Here is a 24,981-nt window from a genome sequence, read left to right on the forward strand (position 1 = left end):
CTCTATAGCCTTGAATCAACCAATTCTTTATTAAGAAACCCTTTTACATCATATATCACGCAATTAGCGCACTTAAGCAATGACAGATCCAATTGCTTAAATTCATCATGACTTACTGTTAAAACTATTGCATCATATTCATTTTGTCGAATTAATTCAAAATCGTTTTGCGTCTCTATACCATATTCATGGAATACCTCGGCAGGTTTTGCCCAAGGGTCATAAACATCAATGTCTACATTATAAGTTTTTAACTCGTTGATGATATCAATAACTTTTGTGTTACGGACATCAGGACAATTCTCTTTAAAAGTAAAACCTAAGACTAAAACTTTCGAGCCTTTAATTCTGATATCTTTTTTGATCATCAGTTTAACAACTTCTTGAGCAACATATGCTCCCATGTCATCATTTAAACGTCGACCGGCCAATATTATCTCAGGGTGATAACCCAACTCTTGCGCCTTTTGAGCCAAATAGTAAGGATCTACACCAATACAATGCCCCCCTACTAACCCGGGTCTGAATTTCAAAAAATTCCACTTCGTGCCTGCAGCCTCTAATACTTCATGAGTATCAATACCCATTCTGTTGAAAATTTTACTTAACTCATTTACGAAGGCAATATTTATGTCCCGTTGAGAGTTCTCAATAACTTTGGCTGCCTCGGCAACTTTAATGCTACTTGCTTTATGCGTACCCGCAACAATTATTGACTTATAAAGCTGATCAACAACCTCCGCAATTTCTGGGGTTGATCCAGAGGTTACTTTTAAAATTTTAGTAACGGTATGCTCTTTATCTCCAGGATTTATTCGCTCGGGAGAGTACCCTGCATAAAAGTCCTCGTTATACACAAGTCCACTGATCTTCTCTAGCACAGGAATACACTCATCTTCAGTTACCCCGGGATAAACAGTTGATTCGTAAATGACGATATCCCCTTTTTTTAACACTTTACCGACAGTTTCACTGGCTTTATATAGAGGAGTTAAATCGGGACGATTATTTTTGTCTGTTGGAGTAGGAACAGTGACTATAAAAACGTTACAGGCTCTGATATCTTCAAGCTGATTAGTTGAATAAAAACCTTTCAAGTTAGGTGATTTTACTGTCACAGATTGAAGCTCATCCTCACTGATTTCTAAGGTGTGGTCTACACCATCTCGTAAAGCATCAATACGCTGTTGATTTATATCAAATCCTAACACAGGATATTTTTTAGCAAAGGCTACTGCTAAAGGTAGGCCTACATAACCAAGGCCTATAACGGCAATTTTGGAACTCTCAATATTGAACTGCATATTATTATTAAAAACGGTTGAAAAAATCTTTAACGAAAGTCCTTAGACCTTTCTTTTTAGTTTTGTTGTCATCAGAGTAATATCCGTAGCCATATCCATAGCCATATCCATATCCATAACCGTAGCCATAACTTCCTGTCACCTGTATACCATTAAGGATAATATTCATTTTTGGAAACTTACCTAACTTATAAAGGTTCTGCAACAGACTAATCTGCTGTTTAAACGTAACTCCATGTCTTACAATATAAACTGTAACATCAGCAAGCCGGGATATAATCTGGGCATCTGTTACCAAACCTACAGGAGGTGTGTCTATAATAATTTCATCAAAATTGTCTCTCAAATAATCTATGAGTTCCTCTATCTCTTTACCAATTAACAGTTCAGAAGGATTTGGTGGGACAGGACCAGAACCAATTACTTTGAGGTTATCGGAGATACTAGTATTTTGAATTATCTCAGATGCTGTAGCCTTTCCTATCATAAAATTACTCAAACCGTTTTTGTTACTTAGATTTAAATATTTACTTACTTTAGGCTTACGTAAATCCAATTCCAATAGCACTGTCTTTTTTCCACTAATTGCAAGCGCCGCAGCTATATTACTTCCCACAAAACTTTTTCCTTCTCCCGACATACTGGAAGTAAGCAATGTCACCACACCCTTTTTATTCCCTCTACTACCCTGGGCATATTGTAGATTAGTTCTAATAGCCCTAAACTGCTCTGCAATTGCCTTTCGACTGTTTGCTTGCACGACAATTTGTTCGTCACCCTCGTTATACATTAACTCCCCTAAAATTGGCGCAGTAGTGACCTTTGATATATCACTGTTAGAAGTCACCTTATTATTTAATAGCTCTTTTGAATAAATATAAATGAACGGTAAAAGGATACCTGCAAGCAAGGCTACTAGATAAGTTAAGGGAATTTTCGGCTTAATTGGACTTGTCGTTGAGTATGCCGGGTCTACAACTCTGCTATCTGCGACAGCAGAAGCGTATGACAAAGCTGCTTCTTCTTTCTTTTGAAGTAAGTATAAATACAAACTCTCTTTTATCGTTTGCTGTCTTTGGATACTGATAAACTGTCTTTGCTGTCCAGGAATTTTTTTGATCGAACTTTCATATTGTGCATTATTTGAGCTTAGGCTTCTTTTATTACTTTCTAAAGACGCCTCAATATTTCTAATATTAGCTCTTATTCCAGCTCTGGTGGCGTCAATTTGCTCATTAATCGACTCAAAAATGGGATTATCAGGTTGAGTTGTTGCTAATAAATTGATTTTCTTTAATTGTAATTCACTCAATTGATTAATCTGACCTAATAAAACTGGGTCATCGATACCTAACGTGCTGGGGAGCTTTTCCTGTGGACTGTCCGAGTCAACATATCTTTGAATATCTTTAATGACATTCAATTTCAAATTGACTTCATTCATCTTAGCATCATTTGCCTTTACATTTTCCAAATACAAACTTGCTTCGCTACTTATATCTGTCAAACCCTGGCTGCTCTTAAAGCCTTCAACATCCTTTTCAACTTCAACCAACTCTCCTGTTACTAATTTTAGTCTTTCATCAATAAAATCTAGCGTACTCTGTGTAGTACGGTTTTTGTCAGTCAAAGAGGCTTCATTATAAACCTGTATTAATGTATTTAAAACATCCTTTCCTCTCAAAGGAACCGTCGTTTGAAAAACTAGTTTCAAAACTGTAGATTGCTTATTAGTTACAGCAATAGAAAGATTAGAAAGATAACTGTTCACTACTTTTACTGGGTCATTAAAGAACAATGAGAAAGTTTGAGATTTATACTTATTAAAATAGGCAGACTTATCTACCTTATAAGTACCTATATAATTACGCTGTAACTGGTTCAGCGGCCCGCTTACTTTTCTCCCGGTTTTAGGATCCTCTAAAATATATTGGCTTTGATTCGGAAAAGATAACTTCCACTCTTTACCAAAATAATCTTCCTTCATTTCGAAAGTCTGAAAATTTACTGGTCTTTCCAAATAAAGATCAGTACTAATTACCCTTCCTTGAGCATTTAAAGTTATATTCAAATTTAAACGTTTGACAACAGTAGCCATCAGCGTTTTTGATTGCAGAACCTCGATTTCATTTTCAACGACCTTTGAGCCGCCAAAAAGATCCAATTCACTCAGGATGTCTTTTGACATACCATCCTGTTTTTGATCCTTTATGAGCAAAGTACTACTTACTTCATAAATCGGCTTTGTATAACGAAGGTATAAAAATGCTATAGTTAACGCCAATACTACGCCAAGTATAAATACTGGCCAGTGATATAAATATGTTCCTAGCAGTTCGCGAATGTTAACTTCTTTTAACTCTGCCTCTGCTTCTACCTGATGTGAATCTATTACTTTATTCATTATTACTACTAAAAACGGCTAATTATTAACGCGATTACCGATAAAGCGGACAAAACTATACTAACATTTCTATATGATGAATCCACACTTGCGTATTTTGCCGTACCTGGCTGGATATATAATACATCATTATTTTGAAGATAATAATACGGGGAATTAAATAAATCTTTACGCTGCAAGTCCATTCGAATGTATTCCCTGACACCCCGGTCTTCGCGGATCAAAAGAACGTTATTTCTAACACCAGTAATAGTCAGATCTCCAGCCATACTTAACGCTTCCGCAACAGAAACGCGTTCATTGTTTACAGGATAAACTCCAGGCCTCGCTACATCTCCTAAAACAGAAATTCTGAAGTTAACGACACGCAAGCTTACCACAGGTTCTTTGAGGTACTGCAACAATTTCTTTTCAATCGCTGATCTAGCTTGAGCAGTACTCAATCCTACCACGGGTACCGACCCGATCAATGGAAGCTGGATTGCGCCGTTTTCATCAACTAAAAATCCGTTTGCATTATTTGTAGGATTGCTACTACCATTACCCTGTACAGAACTTGTACTACCCATATTGAAAATAGCACTCGCTTCAGGATTTAAACTAGTGACGGTTAAGGCTAGAATATCATTTTTCTGAATTTTCAATGCCGTCTGGTTCCTTATCTGTTCCTGTACTGTGCTATCCAATGGTAAATCCGTAAAATAAGGAACAGATTTATATTTTACTCCGCAACTGCTCAATAGCACTGTTGCGAGCAATAGGTAGAAATATTGTCTCATAGGCTCGTAGACGTTTAATTTATTTGTTGGTGCAAAGATAGTATTTACATCGAATCCAACATTATTTTAAAGTTAAATAAGTGGCATTCCTGTATAAATTTATCCTAACAACGTTACATTTCAGCGCCAACTGCAAAAAAGATGCCACAGATTAAGAAAAATATCTAACTTAGTGCTGGAATCAAATTAAACGGCATAAATGATCTTTTTTAAACGTTCAGGAAAATCTAAACTAAAAGATTTTGGTAATATTGGTGTAGATATGCATTCGCATCTAGTACCCGGAGTGGATGATGGAGCAAAAGATGTAGCGGATAGTATACAAATTATAAATGGCTTAAAGGAGTTAGGATTCACTAAACTTTACACAACTCCTCATACCTTGCAGGATATCCATCCAAACACCCACGAAACATTAAAAACGGCGCACGCCTTGCTAGACGGTCTACTACCTGATGGAATTAGCCTTGACCTTTCTTCTGAATACTATATGGATGAACAATTTGGTAGACAAGTCGGAGAAGGAACAGTAATGCCTTTACCAGGCAATCGTCTGCTAATCGAATTTAGTCAGATTTCCCGACCACACGATCTTGAAGAAGTAATTTTCGATTTAGGCATAAAAGGATATAACATCATCCTTGCTCATCCCGAGCGATACCTGTTTTTTCATAAACAATTCACTTATTTCACGCGATTAAAAGAGATGGGAGTAGAATTACAAGTCAATGCATTGTCTCTCACAGATCACTATGGTAAAAACATCCGTTCCATTGCCGAGAAGCTAATTGAAAAGGACATGATAGATTTCATTGGGACAGACATCCACCACGTACGGCATCTGGAGATCCTTAAGCGTGTGCCTGAATCTAAATTTTTCACTCGTTTAGTCGATAGTGGTTTGCTTAAAAATCAGTCCTTCTAAAATCAAATCTAAACATAGGCTATACAGGCATATGCCTGTGTACCATTGTTAAGGCAAAATCTAACTGTTCTTTCGGCGAAAGGTCTGTATTGTCTAAAACAATCGCATCCTCAGCGCGAACCAGTGGGCTTTCGACACGGGTGGTATCTGCATAATCTCTGTGCGCCAGGCTATCAAAGACTTCTTCAAGCGTAATTTGGGTTTCGCCTTTGTCCTGCATTTCTTTATGTCTTCTCTGTGCCCTTATGCCTGGATCAGCCGTCATAAAGAATTTAACCTGTGCATCAGGAAACACTGCTGTACCAATATCCCGCCCATCCATTACAATATTTTTAGACCTCCCCATCCTTTGCTGCTGTTTCACCATTTCTAACCTGACCTCCTTAATTGCAGAAACCTCACTTACTTTGTCAGAAACATGCATTAGCCTTATCTCTTCCGATACCTCATCGTTATTTAAAGTGATATGTGATTCATAATCCTTTGAGTGGAAATTCAATTCTATACTTCTGAGGGCGTCATCTACTGCTTTAAAGTCATTTAAATCCACCTGGTTTCTAATAAAATACAGTGTTATTGCACGATACATCGCACCACTGTCAATATAAATAAAATCCAGTGTTTTTGCCAGAGCCTTCGCAAGCGTGCTTTTACCGCAAGAAGAATAGCCATCGATGGCTACAACCATGTTTTTCCTCATGGAAGCCAAGTTATAAATAGTTGAGCAAAATATAATGTCTGTGGTCATTAAATAAATAATTTTGCCAATGAGCAACTTCCAACTCCTTGCTTCCCTATTTCTCAGCATTATTTCATTTATCAGTGTTAGTATTCTGACACCTATTATTATCTGGGTCTCTTTTCAAAAAAGACTTGTCACCCCAGTAAACAAAAGAAGTTCCCATAAATCCAGCACCCCGCCCTTTGGCGGAGTGGCATTTTACATAATTTTTATTGTGCTCATTTCATTTATCCAGGTTATACTCAATGAATCAATTGGTTATAATATCATCGCAGCCACCTCCATCCTATTCATGATCGGCCTAAAGGATGATTTGGTTCATTCCAGTGCAAAAGTCAAATTAGCAGGGCAAGTAGCAGCTGGCCTGATAGTCGTACACTCAGCCAACTTTCGGATCTCATTTCATGGATTCTTTGACAACTTTACCATTCATCCCCTCATATCCATACTAGCCTCAGTCTGTCTGCTAATTCTCATCATCAATGCCTACAATCTTATCGACGGGATAGACGGACTGGCTGCAATGATCGGAATAGTAGCATCCAGTACCTATGCGTGGTTATTTTTCACAAACAATGATCTGTTTTTCTTCCTGCTTAGCATCATCACAATAGGTGTCCTAACTGCATTCTTAAGATTCAACTTATCCAAAAAAAACAATAAAATCTTCATGGGAGACTGTGGGTCACTAACCATCGGGTTGATCATTGGCTTGTTAACACTACGTTTTCTAGCGGCTACCTCAAGCCAGATACCTTACTTACTAAACATCGAAAAAAAGATCTTATTTACTACGGCAGTCCTTTTCGTCCCCTTCCTCGATACTTTTAGAATTATCGTCATTCGTATAATGAAAAGACAAAGTCCTTTTAAGGCCGATAAAAATCATCTTCATCACGTACTCTTAAACTATGGGTTATCTCATGTTCAAGCCAGTCTGCTTTTAACTTCAGCACAGGTTTCCGTGCTGACACTATTCTACCTGCTTTTATAAGCTACTTCCCCTTTAGTTCCAAATCCATGAATTCATACATGATTTTATGGGTTGCCATTTTTTTATCATCATAACGCGTAACGCCCTTTCTGGCCACCAACTTCTCAAAAAACTGCTTATAGCTAATCATCAAATGGTACTTCGTTTCAATTGATTCTTCTGCATATTGTTTCCTGATCCAACCCTGATAATAATCTGTAAAACCTTTGAAATTATAGTCTTCATCAAAAAGCAAGGAGCAAATTTTCTCATTCAGATCTCCCTTATAATTATCCAGCTCTCCTATTACCAGGCGTTGTAACCGCTGGACATAGCGCATTCTGCTGTAACTTATTCTTCTCAACCGGATCACCTCCTTCATGCAATGAAAGACTGCTACCTGCAATACCTGATCGACCTTATGCTGCTCAAAGCCTGCTACAATCTTTTTAAGGTTACTCTCAATTTGGACCGCTTCCCCTTTCACATGCATCAGGGGCATATAAACCGTGTAGTCCATGTAATTCTCATAATCAGACTCTATTAATTTCAAAATATTGGTAATGCAACCTGACATGGCGGTCTGCAGCATGATCATGTTTTTATCTATTCTAGGTGCTTTAAATATGCCATCCAGCAAAACAGTACACTCCCGCTGAATCTGGTTGATCTGCTTGCAGGCCATTGTTTTAGTACTCATTATAGAGGTAAACATATTTATGGTTTTCACCATATCCCCAAAGATGCCTGGAATCATTTGAATCCAGGTATCAATCTCTTGTTTTGTCATTGTATGTTTTGAAGGATCCATATCGTTTAGAATTAGTGCTTTAAGTGTTGAAGTGGTATGTGTTCTCATGATTAAAGGTTTAGTTTTTTAAAGATTAGGATGAAGCCGATCAGACCCAGAATGATCCCAGCGTAAATCCATGTTTCAACAGGTTTGCTTTCTTTTGTAGTTTGTTCCTGTTTAGTTTGCTGGTTTTCCTGTGTTTTCACCGTACCTGCTTTTGCATTGTCTACCTGTTCTTTGATCAGCTGGTATTGGTAAAAGACGCTGTCCTTCCAAAGGGAATAAATCTTTGTTTCTTTTTGCGTTGTAGTTAGCGCAAGCTGGTTTTCTTCTATTTGCTTAGAAAGGTCGAAGCTGCTCGTTGCACTGCTTTTTGTAGTTTTTTTAAACAAAGAGCAGCTTGAGAGTAGGATGATTGTGAGTAGGTATAGTGGTTTCATAGCTTTTTCTCCCAATCCGCATATTTGTAAATAGTCCTTTTGTGTCTTTTCCTACGATATACTCCATCACCATCACGACCACCTCCAATTCCCGTATTTCCTTCAATCGAAGTAATCCAATCTCCATCTTTCCGCTCCACAAAACCGCAGTGGGAGATCCTTTTCAATGCCGGGAAGTAAATACCAAATACATTTCCAGGAGCCGCAGCTTTTACTAAACGTTGCAAAGGAAACAACGAAGGAGACCAGCCTGTACGCGGAGCAGAATACCCCGCCTGCTTAAAAATAAAAGAGACAAACGCAGCGCACCAGGGCTGCCCCTTTTCCAACCCTACAGAAGCCAGATACCCTTCTACCCTTTCCCCATCATTGTTGCCGGTTTTCTCCCTTACCCAAAGCTCACCTTGCGCCAGCGCTACCAGCTTACTGTAAACCTTAGGCTTAAAGAATGTGCTGCTTTGCTGATACATTTTATCTCCCATCCAATATCGTAATGGACTGAACCGGGAAGTATCGAAAGGCAAACTTGTAATGTCAAAAGGAAAGCGTTCTTTTAACACATCGCTGCCAGACATCCCACACCTGCCAATAACAGCAAAGCAAATGATGCACAGTAAAATCCTAATTGTTGCCATAACAAAAGCTCATTAAATTGTAAAACCATACCGCCCAGTTCAGGCAGCCCCAATGCCATCCAAAAGCGTTTCAATAACCACCAGCACAAACCGATCATCCCCAGGAAGCAGATCAAAGCCAGCAGCACCAAAATCAGAATGCTCCGGTCCACATAACCTGACGTCGGGTCTATGCTCAGCACGATATCCTGCGCCAGCGGCCACAATAATGCCAGTACCACAAACAGCATCACCACTTTCAATATTTCCAAACCGGAGTCTGCCGGTTTATTTAAATTTATACTCTTCATATCTTTTATTTTAAAAATTGATTAAAGCAGAGGCTGCAGTCCACAGCCTCTGCCGGAGAGAAATTGCTCTCCTCCCAGCTATACTTAGTAACAAAAATTTTTGCGTTCTCCGAAGGCTCCTTAGCGTCCTTTGCGCTCCCTTCAGAGCGCCTAAGGAATGCAGAGCCAGAGGAGTAATGCTAAAATTTTAAATTATCGTATAGCTACCACCATACTGACTTGTACTTACCATCTTATCGTCGTCCCTTGTCAGCGTCAGATAGCAGTGTACCGTATCGCCTGAATAGTCTAAAGGCAACTGCACGCTGTACTCCAGGTCATCACGTGTGGCCACATCTTTCAGCATCACAAACTTGTGCTTGTCCAGGTTGTACACCATAATGCTGACCTTATCCGTGACATAGCTATTTACCGCACCTGCGGCACTGGCCAACCAGCTGACTTCAAGTTTGCTGCCTATCGCAGTTGCTACCGTGTAGCCTGAAGCCTCTTCAAGTACCCCTTCGCTCAGCTGTAACTTTGTGAAATCAATCATGTAGTTAGGTGCCACACCGGTCACCGCATTTTTCACGTTAAAAGACACAGCAGCATTCATCGCCGACTGGTTGCTCGGCTTGTTCTGATAGCCTACCTTGATCACCGGTGCCAGCCAGCCTAAAAAGTCTGTAATCAGTGCCCAGCGCAACTGCACATTGAGCTGCTTAGCCGTAGGCGGTTTGTTACTTTTCCTTGGCATGGCCTTGATTAAGTCCATCAGTCTCCAGAAGCAGCCATATGCTGTTCCTAATTGTCCCTGGAATCCTCCCAGGAATCCTCTTGATAATTTTCCCATAATAATGAGTGTTTAAAAAATTAAAAAAACTGTTAATTACCCATCTTTCACATTCTTTTCAGACCAGACACTTTACGTGTTTTTTAAAGTCTTCAAGAAGCTCCAGATGGCCATTGTTCTTGCAAGTCAACGGGTCAAACGTAAAAACAGATCTTGTAATTACCTAATAACCAATAGGTTGTTTCCGGTATTTTCCGACACTTTTCCGTGATCAGGAAATCATTTCTTGTTATTATAGGACGATTAACCTTAATTAACCATGAAAATCTGAAATCATATTGCAGATTTTCATGGTTAATTTGTATTTTTGATCATGATCAAGCGTGGAATAGAAAAAGAATTGGCTTTAATGCTGAGTACATTTCCGGCGGTAGCCTTGCTGGGGCCGAGGCAAGTTGGAAAAACAACGCTTACACGCGAATTATTGAAAGGCAGCATAAACGAGGTGATTTACTTTGATCTGGAAAATGACGACGATATTGTTCGTATGCAGAACCCTGCATTTTTGTTTGAACAGTATCGGGATGCATGCATTGTGCTTGATGAGATTCAGCGTATGCCAGATCTTTTTCGTCAGCTCCGGCCAATCATAGATCAACACCGGAGGGCGGGTCGGTTTATCCTTACCGGTTCAGCCTCCCCGGCCTTAGTAAAAGGTGTATCTGAATCGCTGGCAGGCCGCATTGCCTTTGTCGAAATGTCTCCGATCAATCTATTAGAAGCCCTAAGCAGCGGTATTACGCAGGAACAACACTGGTTTAGGGGTGGCTTTCCTGACGCGCTGACCAGCGCTACAGATGAACAGTTTAGCTTATGGGCAGAAAACTTTATCAAAGCGTATATAGAGCGCGATCTTAATCTTTTGTTCGGGGTGAACCTTTCTGAGGTACTGATCCGCAATTTCTGGTATATGCTCGCGGCGAATACAGGAAGTATCTGGACTGCGGAGAGTTATTCTAAGGCTTTGGGCGTTACCAGCAATACGATTAAAAGATATCTTGATTTTATGGAAGGGGCTTTCATGGTCAGGCAGCTCCCTGCATGGTACATCAATGTAGAAAAGCGCGTAGTCAAGGCACCCAAGGTGTATATCCGTGATAGCGGGTTGTTGCACCAGCTCAACCGGATTCGGAGCAGCAGAGAGCTGCCGCTCAACTTAATCGTCGGCGATTCCTGGGAAGGTTATGTCATTGAGCAGATTTATCAGTTAAAGCCAAGACATCTGGAGATGTATTATTACCGGACGCACAATGGTGCTGAATGTGATCTCATATTGGTTGACGGACTTAAACCCGTAGTAGCTATAGAAATTAAATATGCCGCTGTTCCTTCACTTTCCAGAGGGTTTTATACTATTTTGCAAGATTTGAAGATCGAAAAAGCCTTTGTGATTACGCCAGGGGAAAAGCAATATGCCTTGAATGAAACCACAACGGTAAGCGGTTTACGGTTCTTCCTTGAGCATACGTTGAACGGGCTTTAAAGCTCACTCATCCGCTACTTCATAATAGCGATTTTGCCAGATGAAGAGTACTTCATTTCTTCTTCTCCATCACCTCCAGAAGACTTGATTCCAGATACAGATTCGCTTTGCCGATTTTCTTACTTTCCAGTTTGCCGCTCCGTACGTAATTGTTCAGTGTGCGCTCTCCCACACGAAGCATTCGCGTAGCCGTTGCTGTGTCATGCCAGACCTCTCTTTCAGCCAGTTTTCTCATCTCCTCATGATGTGCTTTCCAGAGCTGGATGAACTCCCGCAGTAAAGCGATAATAATTAATAAACTTCTGATCATGGCTGTCTAATAATTAGTGGTTCCTGCATATGTGCTGTTGCTGATCTGCTTGCTGTCATCGCTGTGGAAAGCCGCATATAGGTGGAGCAACTGGCCTTTGAATGCTAGGGGCAACTCCAGGAAATCCGTCTTTTCCATAATCCTTGCCCCGCTCAGCGAATAGAATGATTTGTTTAATGCAGGTGCATACACCAACAGCATCACCCTGCTGCGCTTATGATATACTTCCGTCCGGTTGCTCAGTAGCCAGCTGAACTGCAGACCATTTGACAGCACTGCGGCAGAAACATTTAGGGGTGGATCAATAAGCCCCTTGCACAACAGTACCCTGGAATATTCTATCCCGAGAGCAGGGTACACTCCGCTTATCGCGTTCTTCATCTGATAAGATTTAGCCGCTGCATTTGCCGAATGTCTCTTGTCGGAAGCCTCCAGCGTAAAGCCGATCCGTACAAACTCCGTCATGGAATTAATGAAATTATTAACCAGTTTCATCTTCTCTCTTTCAGCAAGCTGGCCGGAGCTTGCTTCCTTTTTGGGTTTCAAGGTCTTCATTTTTACATAAGCCTTGCCATACCGGATGTAACCGATCACATCACCGATTTTTCCGGAGAGCCCTCCTAATAATCCATCTTTTAATCTTGCCATAACTAGTCTTTCTTTTTATCTGTGTTCTATTTGTCTTAAATCTGTGTACCTGCCTGCTACGGATGGACAGCGGACTACCAACGGGCCAGCACCGGCCCACAGTCGGGTTTTTCCGAACCTGAGCCGAACCTGAGCCGAAGCTGGCCCGAAGCTCATCCGAAGCTGAAAGGGTGTCAGCCAAAGCACAGAACGAAAGTAAAAAGGAAAAAAATAGCACATGTCGCATTTTGAACCTTATGTCGCATTATGTCGCATTTAGCACTTTATGTCGCAAAATGAACTTTATGTCGTTTTTTCGATATAAAGCACTGAAAATGTTTATCTTAGCTAATAAACCATTTATAAACCTGCTGCCACGTAGGTTCCATGCCGATTAGGGTCGGTATGCAGTCGCCACTGATCTGTTGCGGTACAACAAACCATGACATGAGTAGAGTATGCATTTATCCCAAGGATCTATGTAAGCCCCTTAGAATAGGGACTAGACAAGCACAGCGGAAACTAAGAGAAGCCCGTAAAGCACTAAAAAAGGAAAAACATCATTATATTACCGTCAAAGAATTTTGCGAATATATGGGTCTGCCAGAAAAGCTGTTTAAGGATTTAAAGTAGTCGAATGATTAATAGGGAGCGAGGGCTCCCTATTTTACCACCAGACATTAAAGTCATGAATATTGCTTCTTGTTATAAAGATTATATCGTTGTAAGGAGGCTTGAGGAATATGGTCGCCTTATTTTTCATCGGCTCATTGTTTACTCTCAAGATGGCGTCCCGACTCACAATATGGGTTCTGCTGACCCTGATATATTTATTTGGATCCAGAACTTTCATGGTAGAACTTAATCTATAAGCCCAAACTGTGATCTTGCCGGATGTTTCTTTGATATAGACAATTTCCTGTTCGCAATAGAAAAGTGCAATGTTATACATGTTCAACTTTTTTAGTATTCCTGCCCTAAGTGCTGGGGTAAGTTCTGTTTCTATTGCCTCCATTGGAGTTTCAACGAGTTGGGGTGTTTCGTAATGCTCAATAGTTAATCCCAAATCTGGCCTGTTTAGTGGGAGTTTTCCAAAGTACTTCCAGTACACCATTGCTTCAGCATTATAGTACATGTTGACCACAACGACAAAGCTAAGCATCATAAATAAATACTGGTCAAAGTATACCGATTGGGAAATATCATTGGCCTGGTTATATAAATATTTCCCACTGACGATCAGATGGAGCAACATGGTACCGCCTACACCAAATGTAAGCTGCAGCCAGAACCTTTTCCACTTTGAATGCTCCCAGGGGCAGAAACTATCCAATATCCAGCTTATAACGTTTATCACATAAAAAAGCACCAGTGCTACCGTGAAGCTAAATGTCAAAGACAGAAAATAGCCGTTTACAAATACTACTTCAAGTGGATTTTCCGATTGTTTGTAACACACAATTGTGTGAGCTGCTACTAGAGAGGAGGCAACAGGGAGAAAAAAATCTTTATACTTTTCTTTTCTCTGGAATTTAGATTTTAGTTCCATGTTAATTTAGATCGAAATATAAGTTGTTGCAAATGTAATAACATTAACAAAAGTTAATATACAATAAAATATTTGTTGTTGAACAATCATTCCAGTCGCGGCTAGTCGCGACCGGTCGCGACCGGTTGCGACTAGCCGCGAAAATACCTGGGCGAATAATTTTATTTAGGAAATGGCCAGTTTACTTTCGGCTATGAAAGAAAGCCATCACTTGCCCTGAGAAAACTTATGCGGATCTCATAAAGAGTAGTTCAGAGGGCGGCTGCTGGAAAGCTCTTTTACAATATCTACTAAAATTAATATCTCTTACCCAAGCTATTTTTATGAAGGAGCCTTTTGATTTTGAATACCCGACTGAGTTACTGAACGATTTAAGTTATTCTGAGGAATGTCCACTTGATTTTGAACCTAAGATCTCTTATGCAAAGGTGAGTTATCAGGTCATGGCCAACTTAAGTGTCTTAAAACAGCTCTACAGCGGCACCAATATCTTCACAGCATTGCTGTATGGCAGTGTTGCCAGAAAGGTGATGGTAAATACCATCGTCAAAGAAGCTTTTGTGGCATTCATGTATGTAATGAAAGGCGAAGTAAGCTTTCAGATGCAGGGACGGCCTGAAAGAGTCGTCATAGATCAGGGAAAATGCTTTATCCTTTACGTTCCGGCAGGAGTATATTCTTCTCCGTGGTTACCAGGCAAATGCACCCTTGCTTATTTCGTACTGCATCCCAGATTAGTTGCGAAAATCTTTGGCGATTATCCGGAGCTACACCCGGCCTTTAACAACTTACTCCAACAGGATCCAGAACCTAGGCTGTACCATGTTTGCAACATCAGTAAGTCGATGCAGGTACAACTCCGTAAACTGGGCAGTTACCAGCAACAAAGAAAACTCGTAACTGAATCGGCTATCCTGGCAATGTTCAGTGAACTGCTGGAGACACAGTTACAGCAATTAAACAGACATCAATATTCAAGCGTGGGTACCCTGGAAATTGCGATGAGAGTTTATGAATACATTAGAGATCATGCTATACTCGGTCCGCTACCCAAGGTGGAAGAGATAGCAGATCATCACCACATTGGTCATCGCACACTGCTGCGTGAGTTTAAAAATAGATTTGGTATTACCTTAAAGGATTTTATCACCCAAGAAAAAATGGATGCCGCTCATTATTTACTGGCAAAAGATCATTTATCAGTGACCGATGTTTCGCAGAGGTTGGGCTATGGCGACCCTCAGTCTTTCTCCCGCAAATTCAGGAATCATTTCAATTATTCTCCGAGTGATGCAGTAAATCATCCTAATCCCCGAATCTAAAAATGTCAAAAAAAGTTAGGTGATTTTGTCAAAAGGTGTTAGTACCTTTTTTTAGCACTTGAACTAATTTTGGTTCATCATCTAATAAGCAACATGAGATCGATAAACGACGCAAGCTTTATTCGGGATCGTAAAGGAGCCCCATTCCCGAGACCTTACTGGACTACTCCACATCTATAGTATATGGTGGTAATCGGGGTGCGTACCTAATAGGCAAAACAATATATCTATAACAGTTAATGACGAAATACTAAAATGAAAACCACAGTCAGCAACATAAGAATAGTGCAGATTAATGAAAACATAAGGCAAATTGCAGCTTTCATCGTTTGCTTAATCTGTTTAGCATTATTCGTTATTTCGGCTTATGAAAAAATTGTGGATCACGAAAGGTTTCTTAGGGGGCTTTCGAGGGTGAAGCTTGTTGGGCAATATGCAGTATTTATCTCCTACTTTGTTCCAGCTTCCAAAATCATAGTTTCTTTGCTATTGATAAATCCTGCTACCCAGAGATGGGGCCTATGGGGATTTACAGGACTTATGGGTGTATTTACACTCTATATTGGCAGCATGATATTTTGGGCGGAAAAACTTCCATGTAACTGTAATTTGATTATTGAAAAATTGGACTGGGGACAGCATTTATGGCTTAATATGGGCTTTTTAGTCCTTGTTATAAGTGCGTTGTGGCTCGGGAGAGCAAAGAGACATTAAAATAATAAACATGAAAAAGTTAAATATAAATATCAAAACATTCGCTTTGAGCCTTTTAGTTACTGGCTTGGCGATAGGGTTCAGTGCTTTTAAAAATGCAGAAAAAAATGTGGTCATCAGAAATGGAGTTGCATTTGCTAGTTGGAATTTCTCAGGCACTGATATCGAAGACCCGGGTGATTATGATTCCGGCACCACGTATTGTGGTATAGTAAAGGAGACTGTATGTATCGTGAATGCGCCAACGGCTGCTGGCGGTGGTATAGATTTGAATGCGATCGTGCCGGGCTTCACGCCAACTACCACCGTATTAGACCGAATCAATGCTGCCCTCGCTACTATACCTCTGACGACAAACGAAACGGTTTTAAGCTTTAGAGAGCAATAATAATATTTAGGCCGGATTAGATCAAAGCACCTAATCTGGCCTAAATAAATTAGGCGCAGATTGTTATAATACGCTTAAGTCTTTTATCATACATACCTCTATTTTTCTCTCTCCCTTTATCAGATCAAAACCCTGCTTGTTCAAGCATGCCCGCAATGGATCAAAATGCCGAAGGACTTCGTCAGGAACATTCAACCTAATATTACCAGCCCCCGATGACCCTGAACCAGTTTCATTTATGACCGGCGGATTGGAATAAATCCAGTTCATATTTTTCACGAAGCTGCTAATCGGCGTTCCTTTTTCCCCTGAAGGCATAGGGGGTGTGATCGGACCGGTGTCCAATTTCTTAATGATCCAACATGGCATTATTTCCTGCCGGATTGAAACGTTGATATTAAAATACCGGCTAAGATCTGACCATATCATCTCTTTCCGTTCTTCTTTGGTTAAGTTGATGGGAAAGATTGCTTCATAACAATACGTGTTATTTTCCCTCCATGATTCCTTCGATCCGAAGCTTTTATCATGAAAATACCGGCTCTTTCTGCCGTTATCTGTAATAACATGGCTTGCTGGGAAGCCGAAGTACCAAACCCTGTCAGACAATTTCAAATATAGCTCTATGATTGAAAGGTTAATTATGCTGATTCTTATGTTTCCACTTAATGAATCTACTGTCTCTTTATAAATTGAATAATCAACGCCTTGAGCCCTGCCGGTTAATGTAGACTGAAACAATACGCTTTTGGGAAGACTTTTTGGATCAAAGCTCTCGTTGTTTAACACCACCATAGGGCTGCTTACATCATAGTCAAGGTCCATTTTTACGGGCCAGTCCAGTTTCTCACCATTAATTAATGAGAAGACGTTTTTAAAGCTGATTTGTGAGCTCCCGGTATAGGCCTTTACCACCTTGTGCTGGTCAATCCAGACCTCGTGAGGAAAGGATTTGTGCTTAAAGGTGTTGGAAAGTAGCGTATCTTCCACAATGATCGGAATTTTCATATTTGGACGCTTTTTGAGGAACGCTTCAACTACTTCTTTCTTTTCAAAGGTGACCATAAAGATCTGGATTTTTCCATTTTGCTGATGTTGAATGCTATCTAGTAAGGTTAATGCTTCCAGGCAGGGTTTACAGGATGTTGTGCCAAAATCAAAAAGCACCGATTTCCCTTTTAGATCGTACAAATTTGTATGTGTGCCTTGATAGTTTAAGATTTTCTGAAGCATTAAGTTTGGTACTTTGGAGCCGATAGCTGGTGTCTCAGCATCCCCGGCCATGCCTTTAGCGCACAACATGACCATCACTGCCAGCGAGAGCAGCGTCTTAAAAAAATTTATATTCCGTGTTTTCATTTATCTTGGATTTTGTGGCATTCCTGTTAGTGAGATGACATCAGCCGGTAATAGAAAAACATACCGCAAATCGTTTGGAGGCAAGGTATGGGTCATCGTATTCGCACCGTTAACCAACACTCTTTTTAAAGTCCTGGCAAACCTTGGATCTCTGTTTAGCCTCCTTAGATCTGTCCATCTGGCGTTCCGAAATAACAATTGCTTTCGTCTTTCTTGCAGGATGATGCTTAAAGCCTGATCGGGATTAGCAGCTGAAAAGGGCACAAATGTTCCGGTTTTCCAACGCTTGACCAATAGCTCATTGAGGGTCTTAATAGCAGCTTCCGCGCTACCACTTCGGGCAAGACATTCTGCCCGGATCAGGTACAATTCGTCATTAGCAAAACCGTTGAAAACCGGAATACTTTCGAAACCTCCATATGAGCCTTTGAAGCTATATTTGCCGGCCCCTCTGCTCCGGAAAAACAGCGTTTTTCGGACATCATTGACATGGTAACTTTGATAAAGTGTAGAATCAATAAAAGCGCGGCTTGCCGAAAGCAATGTGGAAATACCACTTGCAGCATAAAAAATCATTTCTTCATTGAAAACTGGAAACGGATTATTAGAACTGGCATTGAATTGATTATAATCTATTAAGGTCTTATTAATCTGCAAAGCTGAATCTGCGTAGGTACCAGCTTTGTCATAATCCTCCATTGCTAAGTAAGTCCTTGCAAGGGCTGCCAGCGCAGCTACCTTATTTGGCCTCATTTTGCTATCTGACGTAAGAGGAAGCAAAGTGCTGGCTGATTTAAAATCTGAGATGATTTGGTCGTAAGTCTGTTGCACCGTGCCCCTTGTCGAGGGAACATTAAAATTTGGACTGAGCCTCAGCGGAATCCCCGGTTCTGCATTTAAATCATTTTGGCTGTAAGGTTTGCAAAAGCTTTGAGCGAGCCAGTAAAACGAGAAGCCCCGAAAAAATAATGCCGAACCTTTTATGTGATTAGCTGCTAATGTTGCACCATTCTTTTCCGTTATTTTAGGGATTTCATCCAAGACGGTATTGCAGATAAAGACCGGACTATAATACCAATTTGCAAGGGTAACTTCGGAAGCAGCATCATTCCATATATAACATTTCTGGTCATAGTCTTGTCTGGATGCATAGGCGCTATATGACACATAATAGTCGTCCGCGCCTAGTTCAGATAGTCCCTGATAATTACCCAAATTGAGTCCTTCGTTGTTATCAAGGAGCGCTTGCAAATCCTCCAGGGATGAAGGGGTCACCAGCGACTGGTTAGGCTTCGCATCAAGGTATTTCTTGCAGGACAATATGGTAGTTAGCATCAGGATGCAAATGGCTAACGAGCAAGTTTTATTTAGGTATTTCATGCAGTAGTTTTTTAATTAAAGATTTGCTTTAAAACCAAAGGCGAGCCCTTTTTGTAATCCGGTCATAGAATATGGATAGTCCGGGTCGAGCTTCTGGTTGGTTTCTTTCCAGATTATGCCAATATTGGACGCAGTGAGTGAGAATTGCAGATTCTTGAAGATTTTATTCGATGCTGCCGGCGATAAGTTATACCGAAGAATAATGTCATTGAGCCTGATGTGATCTCCTCTGTCTACATTTACTTCAGAACCTGCATAAAAACTGTCTCTTTGGGTATTTGCCGGAAAAACCATAGAGGGTACAGTCGTATTCAGCTCATCCGCGGGTTTCTGCCAGCGCCTGGAATAATCATCATCTCCTCTCCAGTTGTTAAAAAGACTGCTATAGTTGATCGCCTGTCTGCGGATATAATAGTCCAGTTTATAAGTAATGTTGAAGGATAGTTCAATGCCTTTCCAACTGAAAGTATTTCTTAGGAATCCGGTATAAAGCGGAATTGCTGAACCGTGAAACGTCAGATTTTTCAGCGAGTCGGTAGTCAGACTTGAATATGACTTGCTGTTCTCTCCTTTAAATATACCGATCGGGTCGCCGGTTTGAGGGTCCAATCCATAAAACTTATAGCTAAACATCGGGTATAAAGGATAATTTTCAAGCGGAGCTATGGAAATTGCGTTACCTACATAAGAAGAGGCTGAGAGCGGTTTATTGAAGAACCTTGAAACAATATCTTTTACGTAGGCAATAGATGCAGACGTCGTCCATTTTAGCTGAAGGTCAATATTGTTTGAATTGAGGGTCAGCTCAAAACCCCTTCCCCTAGTCTGGGCTACGTTTTTTGTTGCAATATTAAACCCAGTGGTTGCATCAATTGGCGTACTTGCAAACAGGTCATCCGTTTTTTTAGTGAAATATTCTAATGATCCTGTGAGGAAATTTCCTTTGAAAGCGAAGTCCAATCCATAATTTATCATCCTCAACTCCTCCCATCTGGCATCAGGATTTGGCGGTGTATTAACCAATGCATATTTGTAATTGGTGAACTGCGCAGGGCCGTTCACATAATAGATAACAGGCTTAGTTATTACCCCAGGACTTACGTTTCCACTGAAGCCATAGGTAGCTCTGGCTCTTAAAGAGGGGAGCCAGCCAATGGCATAAAACTTTTCGGCCGATATATCCCAGCTTGCGCCCATGGACCAGAGCGGTTTCCATTTTTGATTGGTGTTTACCCCAAACACATTGGCAGCATCTCTCCTGGCGCTCCCGGATAGGGTGTAACGTTTGTTAAATGTATAAGCCGCATTGCTGTACAAAGAAACCATCCTGTTTAAAGCGCCGGAAAATGAGACGTTATTAGGAATGTACCCATTGTTGTCTGTAAGGAGGTTATCATATACCGGGTATTGGTTGACAAAATCTACATTCGCATAGGATAGGATTTCATCGTTGTACCCATAGATGCGGTCAGTATTAGACAATACTTGTGATTGAGACAATTCAGATCCGAGCAGTATGTTCAATTGGTGTTTGCTATCTAAGATCTTGTTGTAGTTGATCTGACCACGAAGATTATTGGCTTTTAAATTCGAAAAAGAGCGATCAAGAATTCCACCCATCGGAATGATTCTTTTCGTCCCGGCACCGGTAATTTGGGTAAACTGATTGATCAGGTTACGTGTAAAATAGCTTTCAGGACTGTTGTATTTTCTTCCCGTAGAAATCTGCCGCTCGTATCTATATAACAATTCTGCATCAAGGCCATCTAAAATTTGATACTTTAAACTTGCATTGAAGTTTATATCCTGCACATTTAAAGTGTTGTCGTTTATTCCGATCTCCTCCAGTGGCCTATACGACCAGTCTAGCAAGCGGCCTGCACCAGCGGTATCTGTATAATTTTTATTGTAAGTTTCCGGTATTGCAAGTGCGCCGGTATTTGCATCCCATAGCTGCATATATGGGTATATTCCCTTTCTGGTTTTAATATTGCTAAGACCGTTGCTTTCTGAATTTACCTGCGCGAGTGAAAATGACGTTCTTAATTCGAGTTTCTTAATGAGGCGCAGATTATTGGATGCCCTAATGCTGTATCTTGAATTTGCATTTCCAACGAGTGTGCCTCTGTTATGGTCATAGCCCGCGGAAATTAAATAGCTGTTGACCTTACTTCCTCCATTTAAATTGAGACTGTATTGCTGATGGATTGCTTTTTGATTAAAATGGTTGTTTACGTCATTTCTATAATCAATGTTTCGCAAGGCGTTGATTTGATTTGTTGCCTCTGTAGCTGAAATTAATCCTTTGCTTTGTTTATCCAATAGATCTACAACGGGCGAAATTACCGGGCGCGATGAATTCCCCACTGTCAAGTCATTCTGATAAAAGTTGTTTTGATAAAGAAATTGCTCTACGTCTATGAAATCAGATGAACTCATCTGCGGATGATAAAAAAGGTTTGGCTTTTCAACTAAATTTAAACTGCTGTTTACTGTAACGCGCAAGTCTGAGTTGAATTTCCCCTTTTTAAGGGTGATTACAATTACCCCGTTTCCAGCCCGGGCTCCCCATATCGAGGCAGCGGCTGCATCTTTTAGGATACTTATGCTTTCTACATCATTGGGATTAATGTTCGCAAGATCTCCTTCGTAAGGAAAATTATCTACTATGATCAATGCGCCTATTGCGCTGCCGCCCAGGGTATTTATACCACGGACATTCATTATGGACCTCCCGCTAAGTCTTTTGTCAACATACAGGCCATTCACTATGCCGTCCAGTCGCGCCAGTATATCAGATGAGACAGATCGATTTAGCAGATTACTGTCGATCTTTACAAAGGACCCTGTTGCGTTGACCTTTGAGAGATTTTGATAACCTGTGCTAACCACTTCGATCTCGTTAAGGCCCTGAGAAAAAAGCTTTAACCTCACTATTCCGATGTCTTGCGTTACGTTTATTTCCTGGCTTTCGAATCCCAAATAGGAGATGATCAATGAAGCTTTCTCATCCACGTTTTCAACCGAAAATTCACCGCTTTCATTTGTCTTTGTCGACCTGTTGTTACCTTTTACGGTTACCGTAACTCCGGCCAGAGGCAGACCTTGATCGTCATGGACAATACCACGCACATCAATATCGGCAAAATGATCCAGGATACGATCCAGCAAGCTACTGGGTTTTTCTTTGATGACGATGGTCTTCTTTGTCATGGAGTAGGTAAAGGGGAGGCCGTTTAAGCCTTTTTCCATTACTTCTTTCAGATCCGTGTTTTTGAAATTTGCATTTATTGATCTCGTAGCGTCGAATTTGTCATCATTCCAGACTACATTGTATCCGGCCTGCTTCTTTATTTCTTTAAAAAGTTGGACTAAAGTTGCATCCTTTTGGACATAAGTGATCTTTTGTGCGGAGGTGGATGCGCTGACGTGCATCATTGTGATCAAAATGAGTACAGTGGTTAGCCGCATTATAAACAGGATTTTACGGATATGTGATCTCCACATACCCAAAATATTGGCATAAAATATATACATTTGTTCGGTTTGTATTAAGTTGATAGGTTGTTCGATTTATCTTTTGTACAGGCTTTTAGGCCAGCGGTGGTGAGAACACCTCTGGCTTTTTTTATGCCTTATACCATTTTACAAGTAATTTTACGGCATAACTAAAATCCTCCTCCCTTCAATTTTAAAGTTTATTTCTCCGGTTAATTGAAGCATTCGGAGTACTTCAGCTACATTTTCAAACTTTGAAATCGTACCGCTGAACTGCCTGTTTGCTAAGTCTTCATTTTGGTAAGCTATTTCCACATCGTACCACCTTGACAGCTTGGGCATGATGTCTCTTAACTTTTCTTTAAGAAACATGAATTCTCCGTTTTTCCAGGCAACTGCATTGTCTGTATCAATTTTTTGAACCGTGATTTTTGAACCAGTCAAGTTGGCTTGCTCGCCTGGGCTGAGGATGATATTTTGGTTAACGCTGACGGAGCCTTCTACTAAAGTAGTTTTGGTAGTTACGTCGTCTTTATAAGCGCTGACATTGAAGTGGGTACCGAGTACTTCTATTACCTGACCACTAGTCAAAACCTTAAATGGCCTGTTTTTATCCTTAGCTATTTCGAAGTAGGCTTCACCGCTCAACGAGACCTCTCTAGTCGCCAGGTATGAAGGGCTGGTTTTGAAAGTTAACGTTGAGGCGGCGTTGAGCCATATTTTTGTACCGTCTTTAAAAACGACCTGATACTGGCCTCCCTTTGGGGTGCTTAGTGTTTGGGTTCCGATTGTCTCACCAGGGTTTTCAATTGGTGTACCATCATTGTATGTTAATTCATTGACATCAATAATTACCCCTGTTTTAGCATCACTCAGGTTGATCTTTTTACCATTGGATAATGTAAGCGTAGCACGGTTACTACCCGGCTGTATTATGCTGGTTGTTTCCTGGTTTGTTGGAGTACGGTTGGCAGTGATGTACATATAATTTCCATACCACAGTAACAGGACTGCCGCAATTCCGGAAATAACTTTGATAAGTTTAACGGTTTTAGGATTTTCTATCCGGGGTGGATTGGAATCTGCTTCCTCTCTGGATGGCGCTATTCTTTCTTCAGGATCAGGTTTTGGGAGTTGTTGTAAAATTTCCTGGCCTATTTCTTCTATTCGTTTGTCGGAAAGATCGTGCTCATGGTTGGATAATTGCATGTACCAATCCTCAATCAGTGCTTTCTCAGAGTCAGTACACTGACCTGCGTTATATTTTGCAATTAATTCTTTAGCTTCTTCGTTTGTCATTTCCTACTAAGGTAAATGTATATGAAGATAACAAAATGACCTTATAGAAAATCAGAAAAAAAATAAAGTTTTTTTTAATCCGCAGTAATTAAAACAGCAGCAATACAAAAATAGCGCTAAGTTTTGTTCTCAAGATTCTTATTGCATTATTGATATGTTGTGATACATTGTTTTCAGTAACATTCAGTTTGTCAGCTATATCGCGATTGGCGAGGTGCTCGATCCGGCTAAGCTCAAATGCTTTCCGCATTTTTTTTGGCAATGCCTGAATTTCTTTGTCAATATGATCTTGAAACTGCTTCTCTCTCACTAAATGGTCTGTATGGGCGATGCTGCCTGTGTTGGTATAATCCTTTAATGATTGAATGTATTTGGATTCGACTTTTTGACGTGCAATGTAATTCAGGACTTTATTTCTTAAGGCCGTGTATAGGAATGCAGTGAGATTAGTCGTTTCTTGCAACTGTTCTCTTTTGACCCAAAGATTTGTAAACAGTTCTTGCACAAAATCCTTAGCCTGGTCTTCGTCTCTTAGTTTCTTGTATGCGAACACAAACATCAAGTGGTAATACCGGTTGTAAATTTCCGTGTAAGCAGCATGGTCAGCTGTTTTTAGAAGATCTGTTAGTTGTGAATCAGAATAGGTTTTGTAGTCCGGCATCGCTCATCATATTAAATCGTTAATATTTTGAGCTTCATTAAGGATTAAAAGTTGAATGCCTTTAAGTAGCAATAGGGCACAGCAACTTGCTCTCCTCTACAGCCTGGCTCTGGTGGGCCAACCATCTCTTTCAAGATGGCTCCAAGTAAAGAAATAAGCAAGCACCGCGCCCTATAGCTTGTATAGGGAACAAGTGCTGTACTTACCTCGCTTGGATAAATTTACCAGATTTAGCTGCGAAGCTCGTTTTAGCAGTGCTCTATTGATTCAATAA

Annotated in this window: 23 protein-coding genes; 6 read left to right on the forward strand and 17 right to left on the reverse strand. The window is 40.5% G+C overall.

Translation table 11 applies throughout. The features are described from left to right. Positions 1-2: 2 nt before the first annotated feature. From EZ437_RS01605 to EZ437_RS01615, 3 genes are read right to left on the reverse strand one after another with little or no spacing between them, the layout of a single operon-like run. Positions 3-1,304 carry a nucleotide sugar dehydrogenase gene (locus tag EZ437_RS01605; RefSeq protein ID WP_131592584.1) on the reverse strand — a complete coding sequence of 434 codons (1,302 nt, stop codon included), beginning with the start codon at positions 1,302-1,304 and terminating at the stop codon, positions 3-5. Positions 1,305-1,311: 7 nt separating this feature from the next. Continuing rightward, the gene (locus EZ437_RS01610; protein WP_131592586.1) at positions 1,312-3,708 is read right to left on the reverse strand and encodes a GumC family protein; all 2,397 of its coding nucleotides are present in this window, start codon (positions 3,706-3,708) and stop codon (positions 1,312-1,314) included. A gap of 8 nt (positions 3,709-3,716) precedes the next feature. After that, a complete protein-coding gene (locus EZ437_RS01615; RefSeq protein ID WP_131592588.1) occupies positions 3,717-4,487 on the reverse strand; it encodes a polysaccharide biosynthesis/export family protein in 771 nt (256 codons plus the stop codon). 199 nt (positions 4,488-4,686) lie between these two features. Between EZ437_RS01615 and EZ437_RS01620 the strand changes: the two genes are divergently transcribed. Next, on the forward strand, positions 4,687-5,412 hold the full coding sequence (locus EZ437_RS01620) for a tyrosine-protein phosphatase (RefSeq protein WP_131592590.1): 726 nt from the start codon (positions 4,687-4,689) through the stop codon (positions 5,410-5,412). 19 nt (positions 5,413-5,431) lie between these two features. Here EZ437_RS01620 and cmk read toward each other — a convergent pair whose 3' ends face one another. Then, the gene (gene cmk, locus EZ437_RS01625; RefSeq protein WP_131592592.1) at positions 5,432-6,112 is read right to left on the reverse strand and encodes a (d)CMP kinase; all 681 of its coding nucleotides are present in this window, start codon (positions 6,110-6,112) and stop codon (positions 5,432-5,434) included. Positions 6,113-6,179: 67 nt separating this feature from the next. Between cmk and EZ437_RS01630 the strand changes: the two genes are divergently transcribed. After that, positions 6,180-7,148, forward strand: coding sequence for an MraY family glycosyltransferase (locus tag EZ437_RS01630; protein WP_131592594.1), 969 nt, complete (start codon positions 6,180-6,182; stop codon positions 7,146-7,148). A 1-nt stretch (position 7,149) separates the two neighbouring features. Here the strand turns inward: EZ437_RS01630 and EZ437_RS01635 are convergent, their stop codons facing one another. The 5 genes from EZ437_RS01635 to EZ437_RS01655 form a co-directional block, all read right to left on the reverse strand. Beyond that, entirely contained in the window at positions 7,150-7,986 is an 837-nt protein-coding gene (locus EZ437_RS01635) for a hypothetical protein (RefSeq protein WP_131592596.1), read from the reverse strand. 2 nt (positions 7,987-7,988) lie between these two features. Further along, entirely contained in the window at positions 7,989-8,360 is a 372-nt protein-coding gene (locus tag EZ437_RS01640) for a hypothetical protein (protein ID WP_131592598.1), read from the reverse strand. Further along, a complete protein-coding gene (locus tag EZ437_RS01645) occupies positions 8,357-8,935 on the reverse strand; it encodes a C40 family peptidase (RefSeq protein WP_225869468.1) in 579 nt (192 codons plus the stop codon). Before EZ437_RS01645 ends, EZ437_RS01640 begins: the two co-directional genes overlap by 4 nt. Beyond that, entirely contained in the window at positions 8,914-9,285 is a 372-nt protein-coding gene (locus EZ437_RS01650; protein WP_131592600.1) for a hypothetical protein, read from the reverse strand. The genes EZ437_RS01645 and EZ437_RS01650 overlap by 22 nt, the downstream gene beginning before the upstream one ends. Positions 9,286-9,472: 187 nt before the next feature. Continuing rightward, complete coding sequence (locus EZ437_RS01655; protein WP_131592602.1) at positions 9,473-10,117, reverse strand: DUF6266 family protein; 645 nt, start codon at positions 10,115-10,117, stop codon at positions 9,473-9,475. Positions 10,118-10,430: 313 nt separating this feature from the next. Here EZ437_RS01655 and EZ437_RS01660 point away from each other — a divergent pair, with 313 nt between their 5' ends. Beyond that, entirely contained in the window at positions 10,431-11,600 is a 1,170-nt protein-coding gene (locus tag EZ437_RS01660; protein ID WP_131592604.1) for an ATP-binding protein, read from the forward strand. 52 nt (positions 11,601-11,652) lie between these two features. On the opposite strand, the gene EZ437_RS01665 is transcribed toward EZ437_RS01660, so the two are convergent. From EZ437_RS01665 to EZ437_RS01675, 3 genes are all read right to left on the reverse strand, one after another. Further along, positions 11,653-11,910, reverse strand: a complete 258-nt coding sequence (locus EZ437_RS01665; protein ID WP_131592606.1) for a helix-turn-helix domain-containing protein — start codon at positions 11,908-11,910, stop codon at positions 11,653-11,655. 6 nt (positions 11,911-11,916) lie between these two features. Beyond that, positions 11,917-12,558 carry a DUF6266 family protein gene (locus EZ437_RS01670; RefSeq protein WP_131592608.1) on the reverse strand — a complete coding sequence of 214 codons (642 nt, stop codon included), beginning with the start codon at positions 12,556-12,558 and terminating at the stop codon, positions 11,917-11,919. A gap of 646 nt (positions 12,559-13,204) precedes the next feature. After that, the gene (locus tag EZ437_RS01675; RefSeq protein WP_131592610.1) at positions 13,205-14,086 is read right to left on the reverse strand and encodes a LytTR family transcriptional regulator DNA-binding domain-containing protein; all 882 of its coding nucleotides are present in this window, start codon (positions 14,084-14,086) and stop codon (positions 13,205-13,207) included. A gap of 323 nt (positions 14,087-14,409) precedes the next feature. On the opposite strand from EZ437_RS01675, the gene EZ437_RS01680 reads away from it, so the two are divergent. From EZ437_RS01680 to EZ437_RS01690, 3 genes are all read left to right on the forward strand, one after another. Beyond that, a complete protein-coding gene (locus EZ437_RS01680) occupies positions 14,410-15,408 on the forward strand; it encodes a helix-turn-helix transcriptional regulator (RefSeq protein ID WP_131592612.1) in 999 nt (332 codons plus the stop codon). Between the two features lie 255 nt (positions 15,409-15,663). Next, a complete protein-coding gene (locus EZ437_RS01685) occupies positions 15,664-16,122 on the forward strand; it encodes a MauE/DoxX family redox-associated membrane protein (RefSeq protein ID WP_131592614.1) in 459 nt (152 codons plus the stop codon). Between the two features lie 10 nt (positions 16,123-16,132). Continuing rightward, positions 16,133-16,510 carry a hypothetical protein gene (locus EZ437_RS01690; protein ID WP_131592616.1) on the forward strand — a complete coding sequence of 126 codons (378 nt, stop codon included), beginning with the start codon at positions 16,133-16,135 and terminating at the stop codon, positions 16,508-16,510. Between the two features lie 63 nt (positions 16,511-16,573). Here the strand turns inward: EZ437_RS01690 and EZ437_RS01695 are convergent, their stop codons facing one another. From EZ437_RS01695 to EZ437_RS01715, 5 genes are all read right to left on the reverse strand, one after another. Then, positions 16,574-17,869, reverse strand: coding sequence for a TlpA family protein disulfide reductase (locus EZ437_RS01695; RefSeq protein WP_131592618.1), 1,296 nt, complete (start codon positions 17,867-17,869; stop codon positions 16,574-16,576). After that, positions 17,870-19,249, reverse strand: a complete 1,380-nt coding sequence (locus EZ437_RS01700) for a RagB/SusD family nutrient uptake outer membrane protein (RefSeq protein ID WP_131592620.1) — start codon at positions 19,247-19,249, stop codon at positions 17,870-17,872. It abuts the gene before it with no gap. A gap of 15 nt (positions 19,250-19,264) precedes the next feature. Then, on the reverse strand, positions 19,265-22,786 hold the full coding sequence (locus tag EZ437_RS01705) for a SusC/RagA family TonB-linked outer membrane protein (protein WP_131592622.1): 3,522 nt from the start codon (positions 22,784-22,786) through the stop codon (positions 19,265-19,267). A gap of 120 nt (positions 22,787-22,906) precedes the next feature. Continuing rightward, positions 22,907-24,046, reverse strand: coding sequence for a FecR family protein (locus EZ437_RS01710; RefSeq protein WP_131592624.1), 1,140 nt, complete (start codon positions 24,044-24,046; stop codon positions 22,907-22,909). Between the two features lie 88 nt (positions 24,047-24,134). Beyond that, positions 24,135-24,707, reverse strand: a complete 573-nt coding sequence (locus EZ437_RS01715) for an RNA polymerase sigma-70 factor (protein ID WP_131592626.1) — start codon at positions 24,705-24,707, stop codon at positions 24,135-24,137. Positions 24,708-24,981: the final 274 nt, after the last annotated feature.

It is taken from the genome of Pedobacter psychroterrae (genome assembly GCF_004331695.1).
Lineage (GTDB): Bacteria > Bacteroidota > Bacteroidia > Sphingobacteriales > Sphingobacteriaceae > Pedobacter > Pedobacter psychroterrae.

What these genes read in the sequence shown, in the direction of transcription:
- EZ437_RS01605 (WP_131592584.1), bottom strand. Translation starts at nt 1,304, where the DNA reads ATGCAGTTCAATATTGAGAGTTCCAAAATTGCCGTTATAGGCCTTGGT.
- EZ437_RS01610 (WP_131592586.1), bottom strand. Translation starts at nt 3,708, where the DNA reads ATGAATAAAGTAATAGATTCACATCAGGTAGAAGCAGAGGCAGAGTTA.
- EZ437_RS01615 (WP_131592588.1), bottom strand. Translation starts at nt 4,487, where the DNA reads ATGAGACAATATTTCTACCTATTGCTCGCAACAGTGCTATTGAGCAGT.
- EZ437_RS01620 (WP_131592590.1), top strand. Translation starts at nt 4,687, where the DNA reads ATGATCTTTTTTAAACGTTCAGGAAAATCTAAACTAAAAGATTTTGGT.
- cmk (WP_131592592.1), bottom strand. Translation starts at nt 6,112, where the DNA reads ATGAGGAAAAACATGGTTGTAGCCATCGATGGCTATTCTTCTTGCGGT.
- EZ437_RS01630 (WP_131592594.1), top strand. Translation starts at nt 6,180, where the DNA reads ATGAGCAACTTCCAACTCCTTGCTTCCCTATTTCTCAGCATTATTTCA.
- EZ437_RS01635 (WP_131592596.1), bottom strand. Translation starts at nt 7,986, where the DNA reads ATGAGAACACATACCACTTCAACACTTAAAGCACTAATTCTAAACGAT.
- EZ437_RS01640 (WP_131592598.1), bottom strand. Translation starts at nt 8,360, where the DNA reads ATGAAACCACTATACCTACTCACAATCATCCTACTCTCAAGCTGCTCT.
- EZ437_RS01645 (WP_225869468.1), bottom strand. Translation starts at nt 8,935, where the DNA reads ATGTCTGGCAGCGATGTGTTAAAAGAACGCTTTCCTTTTGACATTACA.
- EZ437_RS01650 (WP_131592600.1), bottom strand. Translation starts at nt 9,285, where the DNA reads ATGAAGAGTATAAATTTAAATAAACCGGCAGACTCCGGTTTGGAAATA.
- EZ437_RS01655 (WP_131592602.1), bottom strand. Translation starts at nt 10,117, where the DNA reads ATGGGAAAATTATCAAGAGGATTCCTGGGAGGATTCCAGGGACAATTA.
- EZ437_RS01660 (WP_131592604.1), top strand. Translation starts at nt 10,431, where the DNA reads ATGATCAAGCGTGGAATAGAAAAAGAATTGGCTTTAATGCTGAGTACA.
- EZ437_RS01665 (WP_131592606.1), bottom strand. Translation starts at nt 11,910, where the DNA reads ATGATCAGAAGTTTATTAATTATTATCGCTTTACTGCGGGAGTTCATC.
- EZ437_RS01670 (WP_131592608.1), bottom strand. Translation starts at nt 12,558, where the DNA reads ATGGCAAGATTAAAAGATGGATTATTAGGAGGGCTCTCCGGAAAAATC.
- EZ437_RS01675 (WP_131592610.1), bottom strand. Translation starts at nt 14,086, where the DNA reads ATGGAACTAAAATCTAAATTCCAGAGAAAAGAAAAGTATAAAGATTTT.
- EZ437_RS01680 (WP_131592612.1), top strand. Translation starts at nt 14,410, where the DNA reads ATGAAGGAGCCTTTTGATTTTGAATACCCGACTGAGTTACTGAACGAT.
- EZ437_RS01685 (WP_131592614.1), top strand. Translation starts at nt 15,664, where the DNA reads ATGAAAACCACAGTCAGCAACATAAGAATAGTGCAGATTAATGAAAAC.
- EZ437_RS01690 (WP_131592616.1), top strand. Translation starts at nt 16,133, where the DNA reads ATGAAAAAGTTAAATATAAATATCAAAACATTCGCTTTGAGCCTTTTA.
- EZ437_RS01695 (WP_131592618.1), bottom strand. Translation starts at nt 17,869, where the DNA reads ATGAAAACACGGAATATAAATTTTTTTAAGACGCTGCTCTCGCTGGCA.
- EZ437_RS01700 (WP_131592620.1), bottom strand. Translation starts at nt 19,249, where the DNA reads ATGAAATACCTAAATAAAACTTGCTCGTTAGCCATTTGCATCCTGATG.
- EZ437_RS01705 (WP_131592622.1), bottom strand. Translation starts at nt 22,786, where the DNA reads ATGTATATATTTTATGCCAATATTTTGGGTATGTGGAGATCACATATC.
- EZ437_RS01710 (WP_131592624.1), bottom strand. Translation starts at nt 24,046, where the DNA reads ATGACAAACGAAGAAGCTAAAGAATTAATTGCAAAATATAACGCAGGT.
- EZ437_RS01715 (WP_131592626.1), bottom strand. Translation starts at nt 24,707, where the DNA reads ATGCCGGACTACAAAACCTATTCTGATTCACAACTAACAGATCTTCTA.